The sequence below is a fragment of the Acinetobacter lwoffii genome, assembly GCF_029024105.1.
Taxonomy (GTDB): Bacteria; Pseudomonadota; Gammaproteobacteria; order Pseudomonadales; family Moraxellaceae; genus Acinetobacter; species Acinetobacter lwoffii.
This window is the reverse complement of the sequence record NZ_CP118963.1, coordinates 2,872,683-2,891,761: the sequence shown is the minus strand read 5'-3', so window position 1 is coordinate 2,891,761 and position 19,079 is coordinate 2,872,683. Positions and strand designations below refer to the sequence as shown.

Sequence of the window (19,079 nt, the reverse complement as noted above, 5' to 3'; positions counted from 1 at the left end):
CGGGAGGTTTTTTATTGGATCATTATGAGTTAATCATCGGAACAATCCAGCTAGTAACAATTAATAAAATACCGAGATGCCCCAGTTTTCGTGTCACATAGACCAGCTTAGACGGTGGCTGTTCCAGTCTTTTTGCATATTCTTCCATGCTAATGCCGGGCTTGCCTTTACTGGTAAATAAAAACACCGCCAGGTCGATACAGATCAGAATCGTACCGATATCAGCGACCAGTTCCATCAGGACAAAATCCTGGCTATACAGCGACATGCTGACGCTATAAATCAGATAAATGGCAAAGGCCAGACACAGGTATTGCAGGACAACTAAAAACTTCTGCATAAATCTCAACAGTTCACAAAATTAAAGCAATTATACAAATAATCGGGCAGCTACGGCCAATTACAAGGTCTGCATTACCTCAGCAAAATTCTGCTTCTCGACCAGTTCCAGAAATTCATCGCCCAGACGCTGACTTTCCGCAATACATTGCTTCCAGAGCTGAATGCGTTGGGCCTGGTCCAAACCTTTTAAGTTAAAGTCTTTACGGTCAGGCAAACGACCCAAAGGCAAACTTTGCAGATATTGCTGCGAGGGAGAAAGCAGCAAAGTTCGTGCCTGATTTTCCGGATTTGAGGTACGTTTAAATAACTTGTCAAACCAGCCGGGGGTAATGCTATCGGTAAAATGTGGATACAGCACAATACCTTTGCTCTGAAAGGGCAGGTCAATGTGATAGTCAATCAGGCCACCATCGCGATAATAACCCTGCGGCGCATCCGGAATATTGTTCACCGCTGCCATCACCCCGGGAATAGACGCTGAAGCCATCAACCAGGACAACACACTCTGTTCGGTTAGTGCATGATAATGCGTGGTAAATCCATCTTCAGCGATTTTAAACTGTTCACCGATATTGGGCTGGCTGATCACACGTTGCATGAAATAACGGCTGTGCCGGCGCGCGACTGCGGTCGTTCCAAGAATTCCAGCCACAGAAGCCAGCAACGGCAATGCCTTGTCACTCTGGAAAATATGTTGGGCTTTAATTGAAATGACTGCGAGATGATAATCTGGATGATTGACTAGATCGTTTTCTTTGCCTTGTACCAGATCCAGCAGCATGCCACGGCAAACTTCGCTGACATCCTGACGGGTCATTTTTTTATGAAAATAGAGGTTGGTATAGAGTTCAGCCAAGCGTTCGGTTCCCTGTTGAGCACCATGTGCAGCCATACTGGCAAAGCGCCAACTACCAATCGAAGAACCCACCAAAGTTCTACGCTGAGGTGCACGTGGAAAAAACTCACCAAAAATCGCCTGATCCAGTCCCTGGATACCGATACCTTTGGGGCCACCTGCAGCACCAGGTACAATATCGACTTGTTCGGGTTGCAAACCTTGTTGCAGAATCAGCTCACGTGCCAGATGGCCGGCACGAATCGTCAGAGCAGGCGCACGTTTTTGTAAAATCTGTACCATGGTTGAACCTATACTAGCCAAATGTGTGCTTATTTTAAGCGATAGGTCTTAGGACCCAATGGCAAGATATGTCCTAAGGTGACTTTGGAGTCATGCGATGCCCAGAAAATAAAAAACCTGAACAGTTTCAGGTTTTTTTAAAAGCTCATTTAGTTATTTCGCAATCCGCCAGACGGCCAGTACACTCGCCAGTACAATCAGAATCACCGACACAAACCACGGTGAAATAATCGCAATTGCCAGCAGAATGGCCATGACGCTGCCAAACATCCAGCTACGCTTCTGTTGATGTTCCATTTGCAGGCGCATGCTTTGTAATTCATTGAGCTGTTTGGCATGCCAGGCCGACTGATTTTTTAAACCGTTTAAGCTGTCGATCATCAGGGTCGGTAAATCCTGTGCCCCTAAAAGTAGATCCGGGATTTTCTGTCCTAGTTCTTTCAGGTTCTTTTGCGGATTCATCTGGGCCTTGATCCAGTCCGTCAGAATTGGTTTGGCCAGACTCCAGATATCCAGTTCCGGATAAAGATCGGTTCCCAGACCTTCGACATGGACTAATGTTTTTAGTAACAACATTAATTGAGGTGGAATTTCCAGATGGAAACGACGCGCGATATCCATGACTTCAATCAGAATGCCGGCAAAGTCCAGTTCATGCATCGGTTTTGAGACCATTGGCCCCACACTGCGGCGCATTTCACGAGCCAACGCATCCTGATCAGTTCCCGGTGGAATCCAGCCGGCCTGATGCACCACCTGAATCAGCTGCATAAAGTCGCTGTTCATGACCGCCAGTAGCATGCGTGCTACGGTCATCTGGTCATGCTTGGACAGCTCGCCCATAATCGCGCAGTCCAGCGCAATAAAACGCGGATTGGCCGGATTGATGGTTTCTACAAAGACGTTGCCCGGATGCATATCGGCATGGAAAAAATTATCGCGGAACACTTGAGTAAAGAAGATGGTCAGGCCTTTACGCGCCAGATCGGCACGATCCATGCCCAACCGGTCAAAGGTCGCGATATCTGAAATTGGTACCCCGGTAATACGCTCGGCCACCAGAACATCTTTGCTGTCCATGTAAATTTCCGGCACATACATCATGCTCGAGCCGGTAAAATGATGGCGCATGCGGCGGGTATTATCGGCTTCCAGCGTCAGATCCAGCTCATTCAGAATGATCTGTCGATAATCCTGAATGATTTCCGATAAATGTAGGGCACGTGCTGCTTCCAGACGTTTTTCCAGAAATTGACCGAGCCATTCCAGAATTTCAAAATCCTGCAAAATCTGCTGGCGAATATTCGGACGGGTGACTTTGACCACGACTTCACGGCCATCATGCAGGGCAGCCGTATGTACCTGTGCAATCGAAGCCGCTGCCAGTGGCTGGGTATCGAAACGCGCGAACAGGGTATTTACATCAGCTTTCAGGGATTCCTGAATGCGCATCTTGGCCACGTCATTATCAAATGGCTTGACCTGGTCTTGCAGCAACACCAGTTGCTGTAAAACTTCAGGTGGAATCAGGTCACGACGGGTCGAGAGTAGCTGGCCAAGCTTGATCGCTAACGGCCCCATTTCTTCTAAAGCCAGTTTCAGCTTGAGCGGATTTTTACGTTCACGACTGGACCAGGCGGCCGGATGCATCCGGATGAGGGACAGCACATGCCGGGATTTTTCTGGTAATTCTTCCGCAGGAAACAACGTGTCGAGTCGATAGTGCGCGGCGATGCGCCAAAGTTCGAGTAAACGTGAAACATGCGGAATCATAAAGTTGTGTACCTAGTCTTGAGTAGAATTGTTTGAGGCATCGATTTGAGCCTGAAGCTGCTGGATTTTTGCTTCAACCCGATCTAAATTTTGATTCAGGATACGGGTGTCCTGATTCAGGTCATCCATTTGCCAGCGGGGGGCAAACAGACCGCTGTCTTCTTTTAAGGCATCTTCGGCAAAAAATAATTGACTTTGCAGGGTGCGTTTTAGCTGCTTGGGCAGCAGTTGCAATTTACCAATTTCATGCGCCAGTGTCGGGCCAACCCAGGGGCTTAAATGCGCCGCCAGATCCAGTTCCGCCTGTTGCATGATGCGCTGGATTTCCTGCAATAATTTGTAGTCGCCTTGCAATGGAATATTGCCGACTTCATCGGAAAGCAGCAGCTTGAGTAATTCCACCACATTGCTGACCTGCAAGGTTGCTGTCGCTTCGGTGATTGTCGCGGAACTTGCGTCAAATGGACGTTGTTCAAAGACCGAAGGTGTTTCGGTATGACCGGTTGCCGTTGGTTCCAGACGAACTTTGCCTTCATCAAAAAACACATCAACCGAAAGCTGCGGCGAGGCAATCACCACCCGCAGCATTTTACCGGACAGGGCATTCAGCTGGATGCGAGTAATGGCGTCCAGATCAAGAACATGATGAATCACGCGTTCAACAGCACCGAGTGCCAGAATTGACCACATAGGCAAGGAACCTTAAAGTTTGAAACCGCGGTGAACCGCAACAATCCCGCCAGTCAGGTTGTGATAGTCACAATTCTGGAAGCCGGCATTTTCCATCATGCCTTTTAGGGTGCGCTGGTCCGGATGCATACGGATCGATTCAGCTAGGTATTTATAGCTTTCTGCATCATTGGCAATGATTTTACCCATGATTGGCAATGCCGTGAACGAATAAAGATCATACAGCTTAGAGAATGGCTCGAACACCGGTTTAGAGAATTCCAGCACCAGTAAACGGCCACCTGGCTTAAGGACACGATACATCGCAGCAAGTGCCGCATCTTTATCAGTCACGTTACGCAGACCGAAAGAAATCGTTAAAAGATCGAAGCTGTTGTCTGCAAATGGTTCTAAGGTTTCGGCATTGGCCAGAACGAAATCGACATTGGTACAGCCCGCATCAATCAGACGGTCACGACCGACATTCAGCATGGATTCGTTAATATCAGACAGTACCACATGACCCGTCGGGCCCACTTCGCGGCTAAAGACTTTAGCCAAGTCGCCAGTACCACCCGCGATATCCAGCACATGCTGGCCACGGCGTACACCTGACATATTGATTGCAAAACGCTTCCACAGGCGATGAATACCAAAAGACATCAGATCATTCATGATGTCGTATTTGCTCGCCACCGAGTGGAACACTTCTGCGACTTTCTGGGCTTTTTCTTCGCTGTTGACAGTTTGATAGCCAAAGTGCGTGGTTGAGCCGACGTTGCCTGTATTGGCACCGCGTGGCAGATTGTATTTAGGCACAGTACCCGTCACAGGCGTGTCAGTCAGACGTTGTTCTAAAGATTGTTGCTGACCTTGCGGGGTGCCTTGTGGAAGGGGTTCAGTTAAGAATGGGCTCACTTTGTCTGTCTGTTGTGCCGACTCGGGGGTAGGGGTAGGCGTTGTATTTTCATTCGACATTGGAGTCACTCCTAACATATCAATCGGGTTAATCTTGCATTGTCTGCATCATGACAGATTCTAAAGGCTTATTCAGCAATCATGATGCAATTGTTATGAATAATATACAGAAAAATTCACGCTTGGCAGAAATACTCATCGGGTATTTACTGAAACGGTAGCGGATCGCCAGAATGTACTTTCTCGATAATCTGGCGTTCGGTGGCAGTGAACGTGCGTACAAATTTTTCTGCCGATTTGAGTGGCTTCATGGCCAGAAAACCATCCTGCATAAATTCATACATCACCTGAAAGTTATATTTATTCGCCGCGCCCTTACACATTTTAAAGGCCGTATAGACCACAAATGAACGCATATATTTATCCAGACTCATACCGAGCTGATCCAGTAGGGCTAACTGTTTCAGGCGTGCTTCACCCTGATCCAGTTTCAAATAGGTCAGGCGCATCATCTCGTCAGTCAGCGGTTCATGTGGATGATAATCCTGTAATAACTGAATCGCGACCTGTTCATCCAGCTGTACCGCCAGAATAGCCAACTCTACGCCTGAGGTGCCGGTTTTAATGGCATTTTCCGGAATAACTTTTTCTGCTTTATGCGCATATTTCATCAGCCGGGCAATCTGTTCCGCCAGCGCATCAAAGTCAGCGCCGCCGTAGAGACGGTTCAGGAAATATTCGGACATCAACAGGTTTTGTTTTTCAGCAAAATGGGCGCGATGAGTGCGCTGCATGCGGACTTTTTGCCAGGCCTGCACATCCTGTAAACGGCTTAAAATGTCAGGCCGGGTGTGATAAGCCAATTGATAATAATGCGCTAACAGATCATCGAGTACGGCAAGTTTGGACATGAGGCTTCAATTATCATTGGAGGATGCAAGAATCTTAGAGGCTGCCGGACAATCCTGCTATGACAAATTGAACAGAGATCGGGCATTTGTATGTCAATCTGTTGTTTAAATAGCCAATTTAATCGTGTGAAAAACGTTGCCAGAGCTATTTTTGCGCTGAAACTCCTCGCTATACTGCAAACAGAATAAAAGATCAGGGTTGAAGATGCGTATGGAACAACCACAATTTCAGTTAATGGATGAAGATCAGCTGTCTGTCGAGCTGATTGATGCCCAATATAATTTAAAAAAGACCCGGGGCCAGAAAAATGCCAAAAGTCTGGTGATTCTGGTGAATGGCATTGAACTGGCCGGCAAGGGTGAAGCGGTTAAACAGTTACGTGAATGGGTCGATCCGCGCTATTTGCGTGTGAAAGCCGATAAGCCTCAGCTAGCCGGCCCGAAGCAGACCTTGTGGCAACCTTATGCACGTTTTATTCCTGCCGAAGGCCAGATCATGGTGCTGTTTGGTAACTGGTATAGCGATCTGCTCGGCAGTGCCATGCAAGCTGAAAGCCCGCTGAGTGATGCACAGTTTGATGAATATCTGCAAGAGATGCAGGCCTTTGAACAGGACCTGAAAAATAACCATGTCGATGTGATCAAGGTCTGGTTTGACCTGTCCTGGAAAGTCTTGCAAAAACGTCTGGATGCCATGGATCCGAGTGAAACTCACTGGCATCAACTGCATGGTCTGGACTGGCGCAATCGCAAAGAATATGACACCTTGCAGCGCCTGCGTCAGCGCTTTACCGAGGACTGGTTCATTATTGATGGCGAAGATGAGCAGCAGCGCGACCAGCAATTTGCCCAGTATATCCTGAGTGCCTTGAAACATTGTCCGGATCATCCCGCCAGAGCCAAGGGAAGATGGAAGCAGGCCAAGATTCCCGAGCAGTTAAAACATCCTTCCAAGACTCAAGCCCAGCCAGAAGATTACAAACCGGAACTAAAAAAATTAACCGCGAAGGTCGCCAAAGCCATGCGTTCCGATTCGCGTAATGTGGTGATTCTGTTCGAAGGCATGGATGCTGCCGGCAAGGGCGGCGCGATCAAGCGAATTGTCAAAAAACTGGATCCACGTGAATATGAAATTCATACCATTGCTGCACCAGAAAGATTTGAGCTGAGCCGTCCCTATTTATGGCGCTTCTGGACCAAGCTGCAAACCGATGATGATATCTGCATTTTTGACCGTTCCTGGTATGGTCGGGTATTGGTAGAACGGGTAGAAGGGTTTTCTAGTCCGGTAGAATGGCAGCGAGCTTATGCGGAAATTAACCGTTTTGAACAGAGCCTGGTCAAGCATCAAACGGTGATTGTGAAAATCTGGCTGGCCATTTCTAAAGAGGAACAGGCAGCACGGTTCAAGGCGCGTGAAGATACACCGCATAAGCGTTTTAAAATTACTGAAGAAGACTGGCGTAACCGGGAGCGCTGGGACGATTATCTGAAAGCGGCAGCCGATATGTTTGAACATACTTCGACTGAGGAAGCGCCTTGGCACATTATCGCGTCTGATGATAAACATACCGCACGGGTCGAAGTATTAAAGGCTATTTTAAAACAGCTTCAGGCAGAATAATCTGCCTGAAGTAAGAGTATCTAGAGGGCTGCAAAAATTCAGCTCACCCGGATTTTAACCTTGCGCCACCTGTTTTTGCTGGATATTTTTAGCTGCACGGTAGCATTCCTCTACATGTGCTTCAGCAATCTTTTTCATGACAAAATAGCCCAGACTTGCCGCCACCAGTTGGCCGCCCAGCGGAATGAATTTTGTGACTTGCTTTGTGATCACTTTCGCTGCAACATTGTTCAAAGATTTTTTAACTGCCGTACGTGCGACCACCAGACCAGAAAATTCTACGCCGCGTTTACGCAACTCATTCCAGTGCACCTGACGGGTTTTTGGATCATAGACACTGATCTGGTCAGGCGCCAGGCCGAAGCGGGCATTGATCTCGGGAATCAATTGCGACAAGATACCGATATCAATGACCACGTCCATAAACGGCACTGGAATAACCGCAGCACCGGCAGAATAATAGGCGCGTTTTTTGGTGAGTTCCAGGCACTCGGCGCGGATTTGTTCTAAATCTAGGCTCGGATCGAGACGTTCAGGAATTTTATCTAATTTCATGGGCACTACCTAAGCTCTATGTTGTTTTTTCTATTCAAGCATCTTTAAGATGCTTTTTTCAAAGAAATTTTTCGACTGAAGTGTGGTTTTAAAGTGTCATAGCGCGTTCGGGATGTATAGTAAATAATCTTTATCGTTTTGTAGTAAGAACCACATTCAGCAGTTCAGGGGAACCAATGGCCATCCATGTTATTCAGAGTCAACGTATTGATGTGCTTTTGGATAGTATGCTGCGTATTGTCAACCAGACTGCCCGGAATCCATTTGAGGTGTTACAAACCCGGCATTTTATTGTGCCATCTCCGGCTGTAGAAACTTGGCTGACCCAGAAAATTGCCGAGAAAAAAGGCATTAGCGCCAATACCCAGTTTCATCACCGGATTCGCGCCTTTCAATGGACCTCTTATCAGTGGGTATTGAATGCTCCCAAAGAAGTAGAGCAGGTCCGTGAAGCCAATATTCCGCGCATTATCATCAAATGGCGCGTGTTTCAGGCGCTGCGAAAATGCATTCTGCCTGAACAGATTCCTTTAGATGTCGATCATCCACTGTATTCCATTGTGAAGCGGATTTATGACAGTGCCGACCGGCTGGAACAGGGCACAGAAAAACAGCTGAAAAAACAGAGCATGCTATACTGGGTGGCGGAGCAGGTGTCACGTTTGTTCAGTCATTATATGGATTATCGCGGTTATTGCGCGCGTAACTGTCCTCCAAACAACTGCAGTTGTCCGAGTAACTGGCTCGAGGCCTGGGGACAGGATATTGCGCTTGATATCGAACAGATGATCTATAGCCCCAAAGATGAAAATGGCCATGAGATGCAGGTGGCGGATTTTGTCAAGATTCAGGCGCGTGAACTGGAAGCCTGGCAACGCTGGTTGTGGCAGCATGTATTTCAGGATGATTATGCCAAAATCCTGGAGATTGAACGCCTGTATTGGGAGCGGCTGGAGAATGCAGAAACCCGCGCTCAGGCTCTAAAACGACTGCCGGCCCAGATTGTGGTATTTAGCCTGCTGGAACTGCCACCCAGCCAGCTGGATTTTTTACGCCGTTTGGGGCAATACATTGATATCTATATTTTTCACTTCAACCCCTCGCAGGAATACTGGGCCGACAGTGTCGATCCGGACTGGAAAGCCAGATTTGATTTGCAGCGGGAAGAGCGCTTTATTCAGCGTTTTGAAAAAACCCGTCAACGTAAACCGAATGATGCGGAAATAAAAGACTTCAGGATCAAGCAGCTGAACTTTAATGCCGAAGACCGGGAATCGCGGCATCCGCTTCTGACCCGATTCGGCAAGCAGGCACGGGATCATTTTTCTCTACTCTCTAAACTGTCTTCGGGGGAAGAGGGTCTCTGGGCTGATGTCTTTGTCGATGAATATCAGGACAGGCTGCTGGCCAAAATCCAGTCGGATATCCTGTATTTACTCGAGCCTGAACAGCATCAATATGCTTTAAGCCCTGATGATGATTCGGTACAGATTCATGTCTGTCATTCTTCATTACGTCAGCTAGAAGTCCTCAAAGAACAGCTGATTCACTGGCTGGCTCAAGATACTCATGACGCGCCGCGTCAGCCGAGTGATATTCTGGTGTTGACGCCAAGTTTGAAAGAACTGGAACCGGCAATTCGCAGTGTCTTTGCGCCGCCACCACGTGAGCATGAGACTGGCAGCAAACGCCTGCAGAAAGATAACCTGTATTTACCGATCCAGATTGCCGGGGTGTCGCGTCTGGATGTCAGCAACGCCTGGCGCGCGGTACTGGGCCGGATTCAGTGGGTACGGCGCCGTTTCAGTATTGAGGACTTTGCCGACTGGCTTAGCCTGAATGCGACCCAACAGTATTATGGTCTGGACTATAGTCAGGTAGAGCGGATGTTGCAGTTGCTGACAGATGCTGGCTTTAAGCGTGGACTGGACCAGCAGCATTTACAGCAAAGCCTCAGCGCAGGCGATGAGGATTACCGGTTTAGCTTTAAATTCGCGCTGGACCGTCTGGCGTTGGGTCTGGCGATTCCTGAACATACCCTATTTCAGGATACCTTGAGTTATGCCAAGGTTCTGACCAGTGATTTTCCGTTGATATCGACCCTGATCCGGATTTATCAGGATCTGGTACAGCGCCGTGACTGGCTGACTTTACATGAAACCGGACAACGCACGCCAGTCAAAACTTGGCTGGAATATCTGCGCACCGACCTGAACGAGTTCCGTGATGCCGGGGTAGAATCACTCAAAACTGTTGCCGAGATTATCGACAAGCAAATGCGGATGCTGACCTTGGCCGATTATCATGACCAGGATGATCCGCATGCCAGTCAGGAACTGGTGGCACTCAGTCTGCCTCTGCCTTATGTGCTGGAAGAAATTCAGAATACCCTGGAGATGCAGCTGGATCAGGCCGAACCGACCGGACAGATTACTTTTAGCCAGATTGGTCAGATCCGGCCATTGCCTTATAAACTGGTGGTGATGCTGAATCTGGATAGCGGTAAATTTCCGAGCCGTAATCAACAGGTTCCGTTTGACCTGATGCGCAGCCTGAAGCCGCAACTCGGTGACCGTTCCCGTCTGGATGACGAGCAGGGCGCCTTTCTGGATGCCTTGCTGCTGGCACAGGAAAATCTATGGCTGTTCTATAATGGCTTTGATCTGGAGGATGGTGAGGCTCGCGATCCATCCACTGCCTTGCAGGAACTGGTTCAACATATCGCGCTGATCTGCCAGTCTGAACAGCCGGATGTCGAAGTCGATCCGATGGTGGATATTCATGGTCTATCGGTCGCTCAACATATCCAGCAGCTTTATCATGTACATCCCTTGCAGCCTTTTGATCCAGCCGGATTCGCAGATATGCAGACACCACGTTATCAGGATCAGTGGTTTGCAGTGGCAGAATATATCCGCAGCGCCGAAGGCAAACGCAGCAGCTGGATTAATGCACATTATCCGGCATTGGAACAAAAAGAAATCCGGGTACTCAAAGGTGATGAATGGATCCGCGATATGATTTTCCCGGCACGTCTATTCCTGAAAAGTGTCGGGGTTTCCACGATTCGCTATGCCGATTTGCCGAGTTCCCGGGAACCCTTATTATTGAACAAGCTGGAACAGTATCAGGTGCGGGATTTCCTGTTACAACAAGAGCAGGAGATTGAGCCAAACCTGATGCTAGACCGTTTGCCGGTGGGCAAAACCCAGCAAGCCACCTGGCTGGGCAGCCAGCAGGAACAGCAGTTATTGCAAGAACGTTTGCTACAGTTGGGCAAAGAACTGACGCCAGTCACCCAACAATCCCTGCAGTTCAGTCCTGAACTGATCATTCATATAAACGTGCCTCAGGTTCCACACAGCAGCTACTGGCTGAGTATGCAATCCTCTTCGGCCTCGGAAAAACGCCGTGCCCAGATCTGGCTGGAGTATCTGCTGTGGCTGGCTTACTTGAATGACGATGCACGCTCACCAGAACTGGAGCGCATTGTCATTTTCAGTAATAAAACCCTGAAGTTTTCTGGCTTGAGTTCGAGCAAGGCACATGAGTATTTGCAGCTCTGGTTAAAGGCGTGGGAAATTGGTCAACAGCAGCCGCTGGTCTTGCCGGCAGAATTACTGATGAAAAAAGAGTGGCAGTGGGCCGAGAATGAACAGGGTAAAATGACCATTGTGGAAATGCAGGAATTGTTGGAAGCCTGGAACAACAGTTATAGTCCTAAAACAGCTAAGCCATTGACTTCGAATGAATCTAGTGTCTTGCATCAGGATTGGCAATTTATTTTGCAAGATCAGGATCCGGATCTGGCCTTGCAAAACTGCTGTCATGATTTTGCCCATGGCCTGTATGCACCAATTCATCAACATCTGGAATGGGTGAAATAGCCGTATGACTTTCTTAAAGCAGCAGACGCAAACAGCCATTTCTACCAATCCGATTCAGGACATGAAGTTTCGGGGCCTACACTGGATTGAAGCCTCGGCAGGCACCGGCAAGACCTATACGCTATCCAGTCTGATGGTGCGGATTTTTCTGGACCAGTATTATCCGCATCAGGTGATTGCGACGACATTTACCCGTAAGGCCACGGCTGAACTGAAAAACCGGGTACGGCTTCGGGTCGAGGAAACGCTGGCTTATATCCAGCGTCATCAGCAGCTCAATTCAGTTGAAATTACAGCAAAAATCCAGAATGAAACCGATCCTTTATTTCAGCAGGTACTGAAAGATTATGGTTCACGACTGGATTATGCCCGTCGCCGTTTACGTCTGGTGTTGAACCAGCTGGATGAACTGTTTGTCGGCACCCTGGACAGCTTTAGCCAGAAACTGTTACGTGAATTTGCCTTTGAAAGTGGCAAGATTGAACGTGCAGAACTGACCGAAGATCAAGATCTGTATATCCAGCAGCTGATTCATGATGTGCTGCGTGACTGGATCCAGCAGCAGCCGCAATATATGGTCAATCATCTGTATGTCCAGAATCTGCTGAAACCGGTGGAGCATTATACCGGGCTGGTGCGTGATGCCCTGAATTTCAGCAAGCAGCATTTTCGGAAGATCGAACCGGCTGAATGTGACCTGAACAAATTGGAAGCCTGCATCAGTCAATTAGTGAATATTCAGGAGCATGATCTTGCCGTCATGCGGCGTTATTGTCAGGAAAGTCCGAAGTATTTTCACAAGAGTTTTTTGACCAAGTTAACCGAAATTTGTGAAAACTTTATGACCTGGAGCGCAGCCCTGAAAACTCAAGGAACAATGAGTTTCTTTGATGCTGAATTGCAGCCGATTTTACTGAATCTGTGCCATTTGCGCCGCAAGAAAACCGATTTCCAGCCGACCACTCAGGTCTTTAACAAAAGCTGTCCGGATGCAGAGCAGCAGCTGATTTTGCAACATAGTCTGATCGTGGCAATTGATGCGCTGTGTGAGGTCAAACAGTATCTGGATGAGCAGCTGCAACAGCTTACGACCTATCTGGAATTTCATATTATTCAAAGTGTGCAGACCCGTTTGCCACAAACCTTGCAGCAGCAGGGTGAAACCACTTTTTCCCAGCAAATTCGTACATTGGCGGAAGCATTGCAAGGCCAGCAGGGACAGCGTTTTGCCCAGTTTGTACAGGCACGTTATCCGCTGATTCTGGTCGATGAATTTCAGGACACCAATCAGGATCAGGATGATTTGCTGGCCAAGATCTGGCGTGATGCCAACCGGGTGCAGTCCGGCTGCATGATTATGGTCGGTGATCCGAAACAGGCAATTTACGGTTTCCGTGGCGGCGATATGCTCACCTATAACAAGGCACATGCCGATGTGCTGCATAAACAGGGCCGCGAATATACCCTGATGCAGAACCATCGGTCAGTCAAACCACTCGTAGAAGTAGTTGATGCGCTGTTCCAGCGGCAAATGGATTTTGGCGAACAGGTGCAGTACACCTTGATTCAGGCCGGTAGTCGCCCGCATCCAGATCTGGTCGATATGGGCAGGATCAACCCGCAGCCTTTACGATGGATTCAGCTAGGTGAATCGGACCTGGAGGCAGACCAGGTGGCCTGGAAAATCCGTGCATTGCTGAATCAGTCTGCCCAGCAGCAACTGTACTTTCAGCAGCAAGAGCATCAGCAAAGCCTGAGCGCAGATGATATTGCCGTGTTGGGATTTGGGCATTTTGCTCTGGAACAGGTGAAGCAGCGTCTGCAGCGTATGGGCATTCCCTCCTATAAAGAATCCAAACAGAGCGTGTTTGCCAGTCCCATCGCTCAGGATGTCGCGGCCGTATTGACGGCGATTATGGATCCTTTCAATGAGGCCAAGGTCAAGCGGGCTTTACTAACCCGTCTGCTGGGCTTCAATCTGAAAAAACTGATTGATTTGCAAAGCCAGAGTGAAGGCCTCAGTCGCTATATTGCGGATCTGGATATAATTCGGGAAATGTGGTTTGAGAAAGGCTTTTTGACCGCCTGGAATTATGCACTGAACCTGTTTCAGGTCTGGACCAATCTGGTGGCCAGTCAAAGTCTGGACAATGAGCGGGTGGTGGTCAATCTGCGCCATCTGACCGAGATGCTGAGCCAGCAGAGTGAATATTATCAGGGGGCGCAAAAACTCTATCACTGGTATTTGCGCCAGCTTCAGTCACCTTCAGGCAAGGACAGCGAAAAAGAACGCAAGCTGTCTGGGGATCATGGGGTGCAGCTGATGACCATTCATGCCTCCAAAGGGCTGGAATTTAAAGTGGTGTTTTTATTGGGAGCAGATGCTGCTTTTGATGTGAATAAAGGCAATCTGAATTTTTCCCTGTCTGCGCCTGAACAGGACAACATCCTGGAACAATCCCGGGTGATTGCAGTCAATCACAAGAATTTGCATGAGCAGGCGATTCTGCAGAATGCAGCGCGTAATGCTGCCGAAAACCACCGGCTCTGGTATGTGGCGCTGACCCGTGCCAGTCACCGGGTATATGCCATGCTGCAGGACCAGAACGCACAGTCCGATTCCGGGCTGGCCTTCTGGCGTGGTCAGGGAGATCAACTGTTTCAACATGCTTTAAGTCTGGTCGAGCAGCCGCTGTCTCAGGAACCACCGCGTCTGGTCGAGCAGTCGAGCCATCATCAGGTCGACATGCGGGCGCAACCTTTGCCAGAGCGGCAGTTTTATCCGCGAACCAAAACCAGTTTTACGGCTTTGTCACAGCATCAGCTACATGGACATATCTTGCAGGATGACCTAGTCATGGCTTCAGAACAGCCCGATAGTGCCGCCGATGAAATTCATTTTACCGGTCTGGAAGAACAGCCAGCAGCCGTGCCCTTAGACTGGATTAGGCTGAATTTTCCTAAAGGTACAGTGGCCGGAACTTTCTTGCACAGCATTTTTGAACATATCGATTTTCAGGACAGCAGTTACTGGAATCTGGAAATCCGGCGCCGTTTTAAAAATACCGCACCGCAAATCTGGCAGGAACTGAAAGAAAAATTTGAACAGGCTTTTCATATACGTAGTGTACTGGAACAGGCCTTTTCCCTGCATTATCAGGCCGCTGTGGTGAATCTGCGAACCCTGTTTCAGGCCACAGCTCAGGCAGATTTCAAAGCCGAGGAATTGCGTCATAGTATGCAGCGCGTATTGTCCAGCCTGAACTATAAGTTATTGACCGGAATTCGCCTGCATGACCAAAGCAAAGCTTATCGCCAGCAATGGCAGCAGCTGTTTCACTCGGCACAACAGCTCGATCGTTCGGGTCTGCTAGAATTTTTAGGTCAGTTTCAGGTGTATTTCGATGGGCTGGAGGATGACTCCTTTATCCAGTTTTTTGAACAGGAAGTGGCCCAGCTCACACGCTCTGCAAGCACTGAATCGCTGAATGTGGACAGTATTTTCCAGACTGCTTTTGATGGCTTGTTGGACGAGATTACAGAAGATATTTTGCTGAACCTGATGCATGACTGGGTACATGACATTCTGGCCACTCCGATTCAGGTAGATTTTGCTTTGGCGCAGCTGGAGGCTAAACAGTATCTGTCAGAATTTCCTTTTTATCTGTCCTTGACCGATGCCCCTTTGCAGATTCGGCAAATCCATCAGCTGTTTCTCGAACATAACATGGTCATGAGCGATTTTAATGAAGCCAAATCGGCGCGGTATCTGACCGGTTCCATCGATCTGGTGTATTTCGATGGTCAGCGCTACCATATTGCCGATTATAAAAGTAACTTCCTCGGACCTGATCAGCAGCACTATAGTGCTGAGGCAATTCAGCAGAATATGAGCCAGTCCAGTTACTGGTTGCAGGCCGCTTTGTATCTGGTGGCGCTGCATCGGTACCTGAGTGCCAATATGCAGGGTTATTCGATTCAGCAGCAATTGGGCGGCGCGACCTATCTGTATTTGCGCGGGATGAATGGACAGGCGCAGCAAGGGGCTTATCATTGGCAACCGAGCCTGGAATTCATAGAAAAACTGGATCAAATATTGGGCTATTTTGAGCAGAAAAAATCAGCATGATTTTGCAGTTTTATAAAATATATAAAGATTAAACAGAAAATTATCCTGTGGATAAATTTGAGGATAACTGTGTGGAAAATGAGCAGAATCACGTGTCGCAGCAAGATTCCAGTTTAATAGCCTGGATTGACTATTTGTGTCAGCCGCCGTTTAGTACGGCTACATTTGATCCGGCAGCAAAATTCTTGATTCAGCAACTGCTTGAGGCGATACAGGCAGGGGATAGCTGTATCGAAGTTGATCCTCAGCAGGTTGCCCTATTACATAATCTGGTTCTAGATCGCCGTCAGCAAAGTACAGGAATTGCACCATTTATTTGTGCAGATCAGCATTTATATCTGTACCGCTATTGGCAACTGGAACAGGCAGTAGCCTCACATATTGCTCGGATTAAAGCCCAACCGGTTGCCGCTATTGATTTATCCGAACGTGATCGCAATTTATTGTCAGATCCACAGCAAAAATTGGCACTGGAAATGGTTGCGCGGCAGGCGCTGAATATTATTAGCGGCGGTCCGGGTACCGGTAAAACCTATACCTTGGCGCATATGATTGCGGTCCTGCATGAAGCCTTGCCAAATATCCGGATTGCCATGGCAGCACCTACCGGAAAGGCCGCACAGCGCATGAAAGAAGCACTGCAAAAAGCCTTGCATAGTGAAGCTCTACAACAGTTTGAGCTAGAAGCATTAAAACAGTTACAACCGGTGACCCTGCATCGCTTATTGGGTCTGGGCACTCGCGGACAGCCACGCTTTCATGCCAAACAGCCTTTGCCCTATGATGTGATCGTGGTCGATGAAGCCTCAATGCTGGATTTGAATCTGTCACAGATGTTGCTGGCCGCCGTACCGTCTCATGCACGGCTGATTTTACTCGGTGATGCAGACCAGCTGGCCTCTGTGGATGTCGGAACGGTACTGGCAGATTTACAGCAAGTAGCGACTCTGGACGATAATCGGGTCAATTTAATCACCACACGACGTTTTGCGACTGGGGCCAAGATTGGCGCAATGGCGGAGTTTATCCAGCAGAATCATGAGCCTTCTCACGTCTTGCAGAAATTTGAGCAACAGATTCTAGCAGCCAGTGAGTTACAGGCGATCGATTTGGATCAGGTTGAGATCGACCATTTGCAGCTGCAGTACCTGCTCGCTGGCGCCGAACAGACCGCGCATAACTTGAATCAGTATTATGACCAGCTGATGTATGGTTATCAGGCTTATATACAGGCCATAAAAACAGAACGAAACTCAGCTGATTTTGAGCAGTATGTGCAACAGGTAGTCAAAACTTTTGATGATTACCGGATTTTAACAGCAATCCGTTCTGGTGATTTGGGTCTGATCAAGATCAACCTGCAGATTGAGCAACGCTTTTTAGCAGCCCAAGGGCAGTTGAAACAGGGCGACTGGTATGTCGGACGCCCCGTCATGATGAGTTATAACGACTATCAGTTGGGGCTGTCCAATGGTGATATTGGCATCTGTTTTTTACGTGAGCAATCTGGTCAGCACCAGTTTGAAGTGTATTTTCCGAGTTTAGAAAAATGGGTGTTAGCCACCCGTTTACCTAAAAGTATTGAAACTGCTTTTGCACTGACCATTCACAAATCTCAAGGTTCAGAATTTTCCCATACCGCAGTGGTGCTGGATCAATATGCAAAAAATTTATTGAGCAAAGAGTTGATTTATACTGCAATTACTCGAGCCAAAAAAGTGGTCAGTTTATTGGTAGATTATGATGCTTTTACACAAGCACTTTGTGTCAGAACCACCCGGAAAAGTGGTTTGAGCCAAAAAATCATTGAAAAATCTAGTAATTTAATTGGCAAAAATAATCAAATCTTGTAGGTAAAAGCTTACAAGGATTCAGGAAATTGACGCATAGAGCTTTTGCTCGGTTTTTGAGAAGATTGGTTCTACAAAATAACTCAACACGGAAAGTTGAGCATAATCGTATAATGATAATAATAATGTCGGTAGACAGCGAACTTACAGTGAAGTAAGTGAAAGAGGAAACTTACAGCCGCTAAGCCTTGTAGTTTTGGGAGAGACTACAAGGCTTTTTTATATCCTGATTTTTTTATAGGAAGCTTGCTGGATTTTTATCCTAATTTCTTAGCAAAAATTTTCAGCCCTAGCCAGTAAACTTAAGTAAATAGCGTTAAATAAAACGAGAGCTATGTAACATTATGCAAATTTTCACCCTGTGATGTACGAAATGGCTTACAGCAAAATGAGGCAAATACCTCTATTTGTCTGGTGGGAATATGGCAAAATCTACCACACAAGGAAGATGATTTTTCAACAGGATGTTTGAAAATAATAATAAGCGTAAAACGCCATAATAATACAATAAATAATAATGATAAGAGAAAGAACTACAGCGCCAAAAAGCCCGAGTTTACTCGGGCTTTTTTTTATCCATTTTCTATGGGGAGTAGCTGAAGATTCAAGCGAGCTAAAGGGTTTGCGGGCTTTTCAAAGGAGTTTCTATATTTAATTTATTCTGGATTTATTTCATTAAAATAATGCAAAACCTAAATCTTTAAGGAACAAGAGTCATCGGATCTGAGCTGTATCAATGAGCAACCAAAACCATGCAAAAATCTGGATCTATTTTTGCAATTTGATGCGTTTTCCCTTAAAATATGCAACTTGCTGTAGTGATGCACGGCAGTCAAGGTTTTGAATTCTCATCACTTTGATTTTTATCAAAATATACAAGCATCTCGGAGAAATCGAATGGCTTTAACTAACGCAGATCGCGCAGAGATCATGGCTAAATTCGCTCGCGCTGAAAACGACACTGGTTCACCAGAAGTTCAAGTAGCTCTTTTAACTGCTCAAATCAATGATTTACAAGGTCATTTCAAAGAGCACAAACACGACCACCATAGCCGTCGCGGTCTTATCCGTATGGTTAACCAACGTCGTAAACTACTTGACTACCTTAACGGTAAAGACCACGGTCGTTATGTAGCATTGATCGGTGCTTTAGGTTTACGTCGTTAATTCGATTTAAACTTTATTTTCGGGTGTATTGCATGCTTTGTGCTTTATTGCTGAAAACTAAAGTCGGTTTAGCTTTGCGCTAAGCCAGTGGAAGGGGCGAATGTTTCGCTCCTTCT

The 19,079-nt window shown here is 47.4% G+C and carries 12 protein-coding genes; 5 read left to right on the top strand and 7 right to left on the bottom strand.

From position 1 onward, the window contains the following. Positions 1-22: 22 nt before the first annotated feature. The 6 genes from PYW33_RS13900 to PYW33_RS13875 all read right to left on the bottom strand — a co-directional run bounded on the left by PYW33_RS13900 (position 23) and on the right by PYW33_RS13875 (position 5,751). Positions 23-340, bottom strand: a complete 318-nt coding sequence (locus PYW33_RS13900; RefSeq protein ID WP_004647328.1) for a hypothetical protein — start codon at positions 338-340, stop codon at positions 23-25. Between the two features lie 60 nt (positions 341-400). Continuing rightward, entirely contained in the window at positions 401-1,480 is a 1,080-nt protein-coding gene (locus PYW33_RS13895) for a patatin-like phospholipase family protein (RefSeq protein ID WP_004647329.1), read from the bottom strand. A 153-nt stretch (positions 1,481-1,633) separates the two neighbouring features. After that, positions 1,634-3,253 (bottom strand): ABC1 kinase family protein, encoded by a 1,620-nt coding sequence (locus tag PYW33_RS13890; protein WP_004647330.1) that lies wholly within the window; start codon positions 3,251-3,253, stop codon positions 1,634-1,636. Positions 3,254-3,265: 12 nt separating this feature from the next. Then, the gene (locus PYW33_RS13885; protein WP_004647331.1) at positions 3,266-3,943 is read right to left on the bottom strand and encodes a ubiquinone biosynthesis accessory factor UbiJ; all 678 of its coding nucleotides are present in this window, start codon (positions 3,941-3,943) and stop codon (positions 3,266-3,268) included. Positions 3,944-3,955: 12 nt separating this feature from the next. Then, positions 3,956-4,900, bottom strand: a complete 945-nt coding sequence (gene ubiE, locus PYW33_RS13880; RefSeq protein ID WP_004647333.1) for a bifunctional demethylmenaquinone methyltransferase/2-methoxy-6-polyprenyl-1,4-benzoquinol methylase UbiE — start codon at positions 4,898-4,900, stop codon at positions 3,956-3,958. 146 nt (positions 4,901-5,046) lie between these two features. Then, positions 5,047-5,751: a DUF8198 family protein gene (locus PYW33_RS13875; protein WP_004647334.1), complete on the bottom strand. Its 705-nt coding sequence runs from the start codon at positions 5,749-5,751 to the stop codon at positions 5,047-5,049. A gap of 205 nt (positions 5,752-5,956) precedes the next feature. Between PYW33_RS13875 and pap the strand changes: the two genes are divergently transcribed. Further along, positions 5,957-7,375 (top strand): polyphosphate:AMP phosphotransferase, encoded by a 1,419-nt coding sequence (pap, locus tag PYW33_RS13870; protein ID WP_004647335.1) that lies wholly within the window; start codon positions 5,957-5,959, stop codon positions 7,373-7,375. A gap of 54 nt (positions 7,376-7,429) precedes the next feature. Here pap and PYW33_RS13865 read toward each other — a convergent pair whose 3' ends face one another. Continuing rightward, complete coding sequence (locus PYW33_RS13865) at positions 7,430-7,930, bottom strand: hypothetical protein (RefSeq protein WP_004278581.1); 501 nt, start codon at positions 7,928-7,930, stop codon at positions 7,430-7,432. A 176-nt stretch (positions 7,931-8,106) separates the two neighbouring features. On the opposite strand from PYW33_RS13865, the gene PYW33_RS13860 reads away from it, so the two are divergent. The 4 genes from PYW33_RS13860 (at position 8,107) to rpsO (ending at position 18,963) form a co-directional block, all read left to right on the top strand. Beyond that, entirely contained in the window at positions 8,107-11,817 is a 3,711-nt protein-coding gene (locus PYW33_RS13860; RefSeq protein WP_004647336.1) for an exodeoxyribonuclease V subunit gamma, read from the top strand. A 4-nt stretch (positions 11,818-11,821) separates the two neighbouring features. Further along, positions 11,822-15,946, top strand: a complete 4,125-nt coding sequence (locus tag PYW33_RS13855) for a UvrD-helicase domain-containing protein (protein ID WP_004647338.1) — start codon at positions 11,822-11,824, stop codon at positions 15,944-15,946. Positions 15,947-16,017: 71 nt separating this feature from the next. Further along, entirely contained in the window at positions 16,018-17,799 is a 1,782-nt protein-coding gene (gene recD, locus PYW33_RS13850) for an exodeoxyribonuclease V subunit alpha (protein WP_004647339.1), read from the top strand. 894 nt (positions 17,800-18,693) lie between these two features. Further along, positions 18,694-18,963 (top strand): 30S ribosomal protein S15, encoded by a 270-nt coding sequence (rpsO, locus tag PYW33_RS13845; protein WP_004278577.1) that lies wholly within the window; start codon positions 18,694-18,696, stop codon positions 18,961-18,963. Positions 18,964-19,079: the final 116 nt, after the last annotated feature.

Excerpts from the sequence above, each read along its gene's own strand:
- PYW33_RS13855 (WP_004647338.1), top strand. The coding sequence starts at position 11,822 with ATGACTTTCTTAAAGCAGCAGACGCAAACAGCCATTTCTACCAATCCG.
- PYW33_RS13895 (WP_004647329.1), bottom strand. The coding sequence starts at position 1,480 with ATGGTACAGATTTTACAAAAACGTGCGCCTGCTCTGACGATTCGTGCC.
- PYW33_RS13860 (WP_004647336.1), top strand. The coding sequence starts at position 8,107 with ATGGCCATCCATGTTATTCAGAGTCAACGTATTGATGTGCTTTTGGAT.
- rpsO (WP_004278577.1), top strand. The coding sequence starts at position 18,694 with ATGGCTTTAACTAACGCAGATCGCGCAGAGATCATGGCTAAATTCGCT.
- PYW33_RS13885 (WP_004647331.1), bottom strand. The coding sequence starts at position 3,943 with ATGTGGTCAATTCTGGCACTCGGTGCTGTTGAACGCGTGATTCATCAT.
- ubiE (WP_004647333.1), bottom strand. The coding sequence starts at position 4,900 with ATGTCGAATGAAAATACAACGCCTACCCCTACCCCCGAGTCGGCACAA.
- PYW33_RS13900 (WP_004647328.1), bottom strand. The coding sequence starts at position 340 with ATGCAGAAGTTTTTAGTTGTCCTGCAATACCTGTGTCTGGCCTTTGCC.
- PYW33_RS13865 (WP_004278581.1), bottom strand. The coding sequence starts at position 7,930 with ATGAAATTAGATAAAATTCCTGAACGTCTCGATCCGAGCCTAGATTTA.
- pap (WP_004647335.1), top strand. The coding sequence starts at position 5,957 with ATGCGTATGGAACAACCACAATTTCAGTTAATGGATGAAGATCAGCTG.
- PYW33_RS13875 (WP_004647334.1), bottom strand. The coding sequence starts at position 5,751 with ATGTCCAAACTTGCCGTACTCGATGATCTGTTAGCGCATTATTATCAA.
- PYW33_RS13890 (WP_004647330.1), bottom strand. The coding sequence starts at position 3,253 with ATGATTCCGCATGTTTCACGTTTACTCGAACTTTGGCGCATCGCCGCG.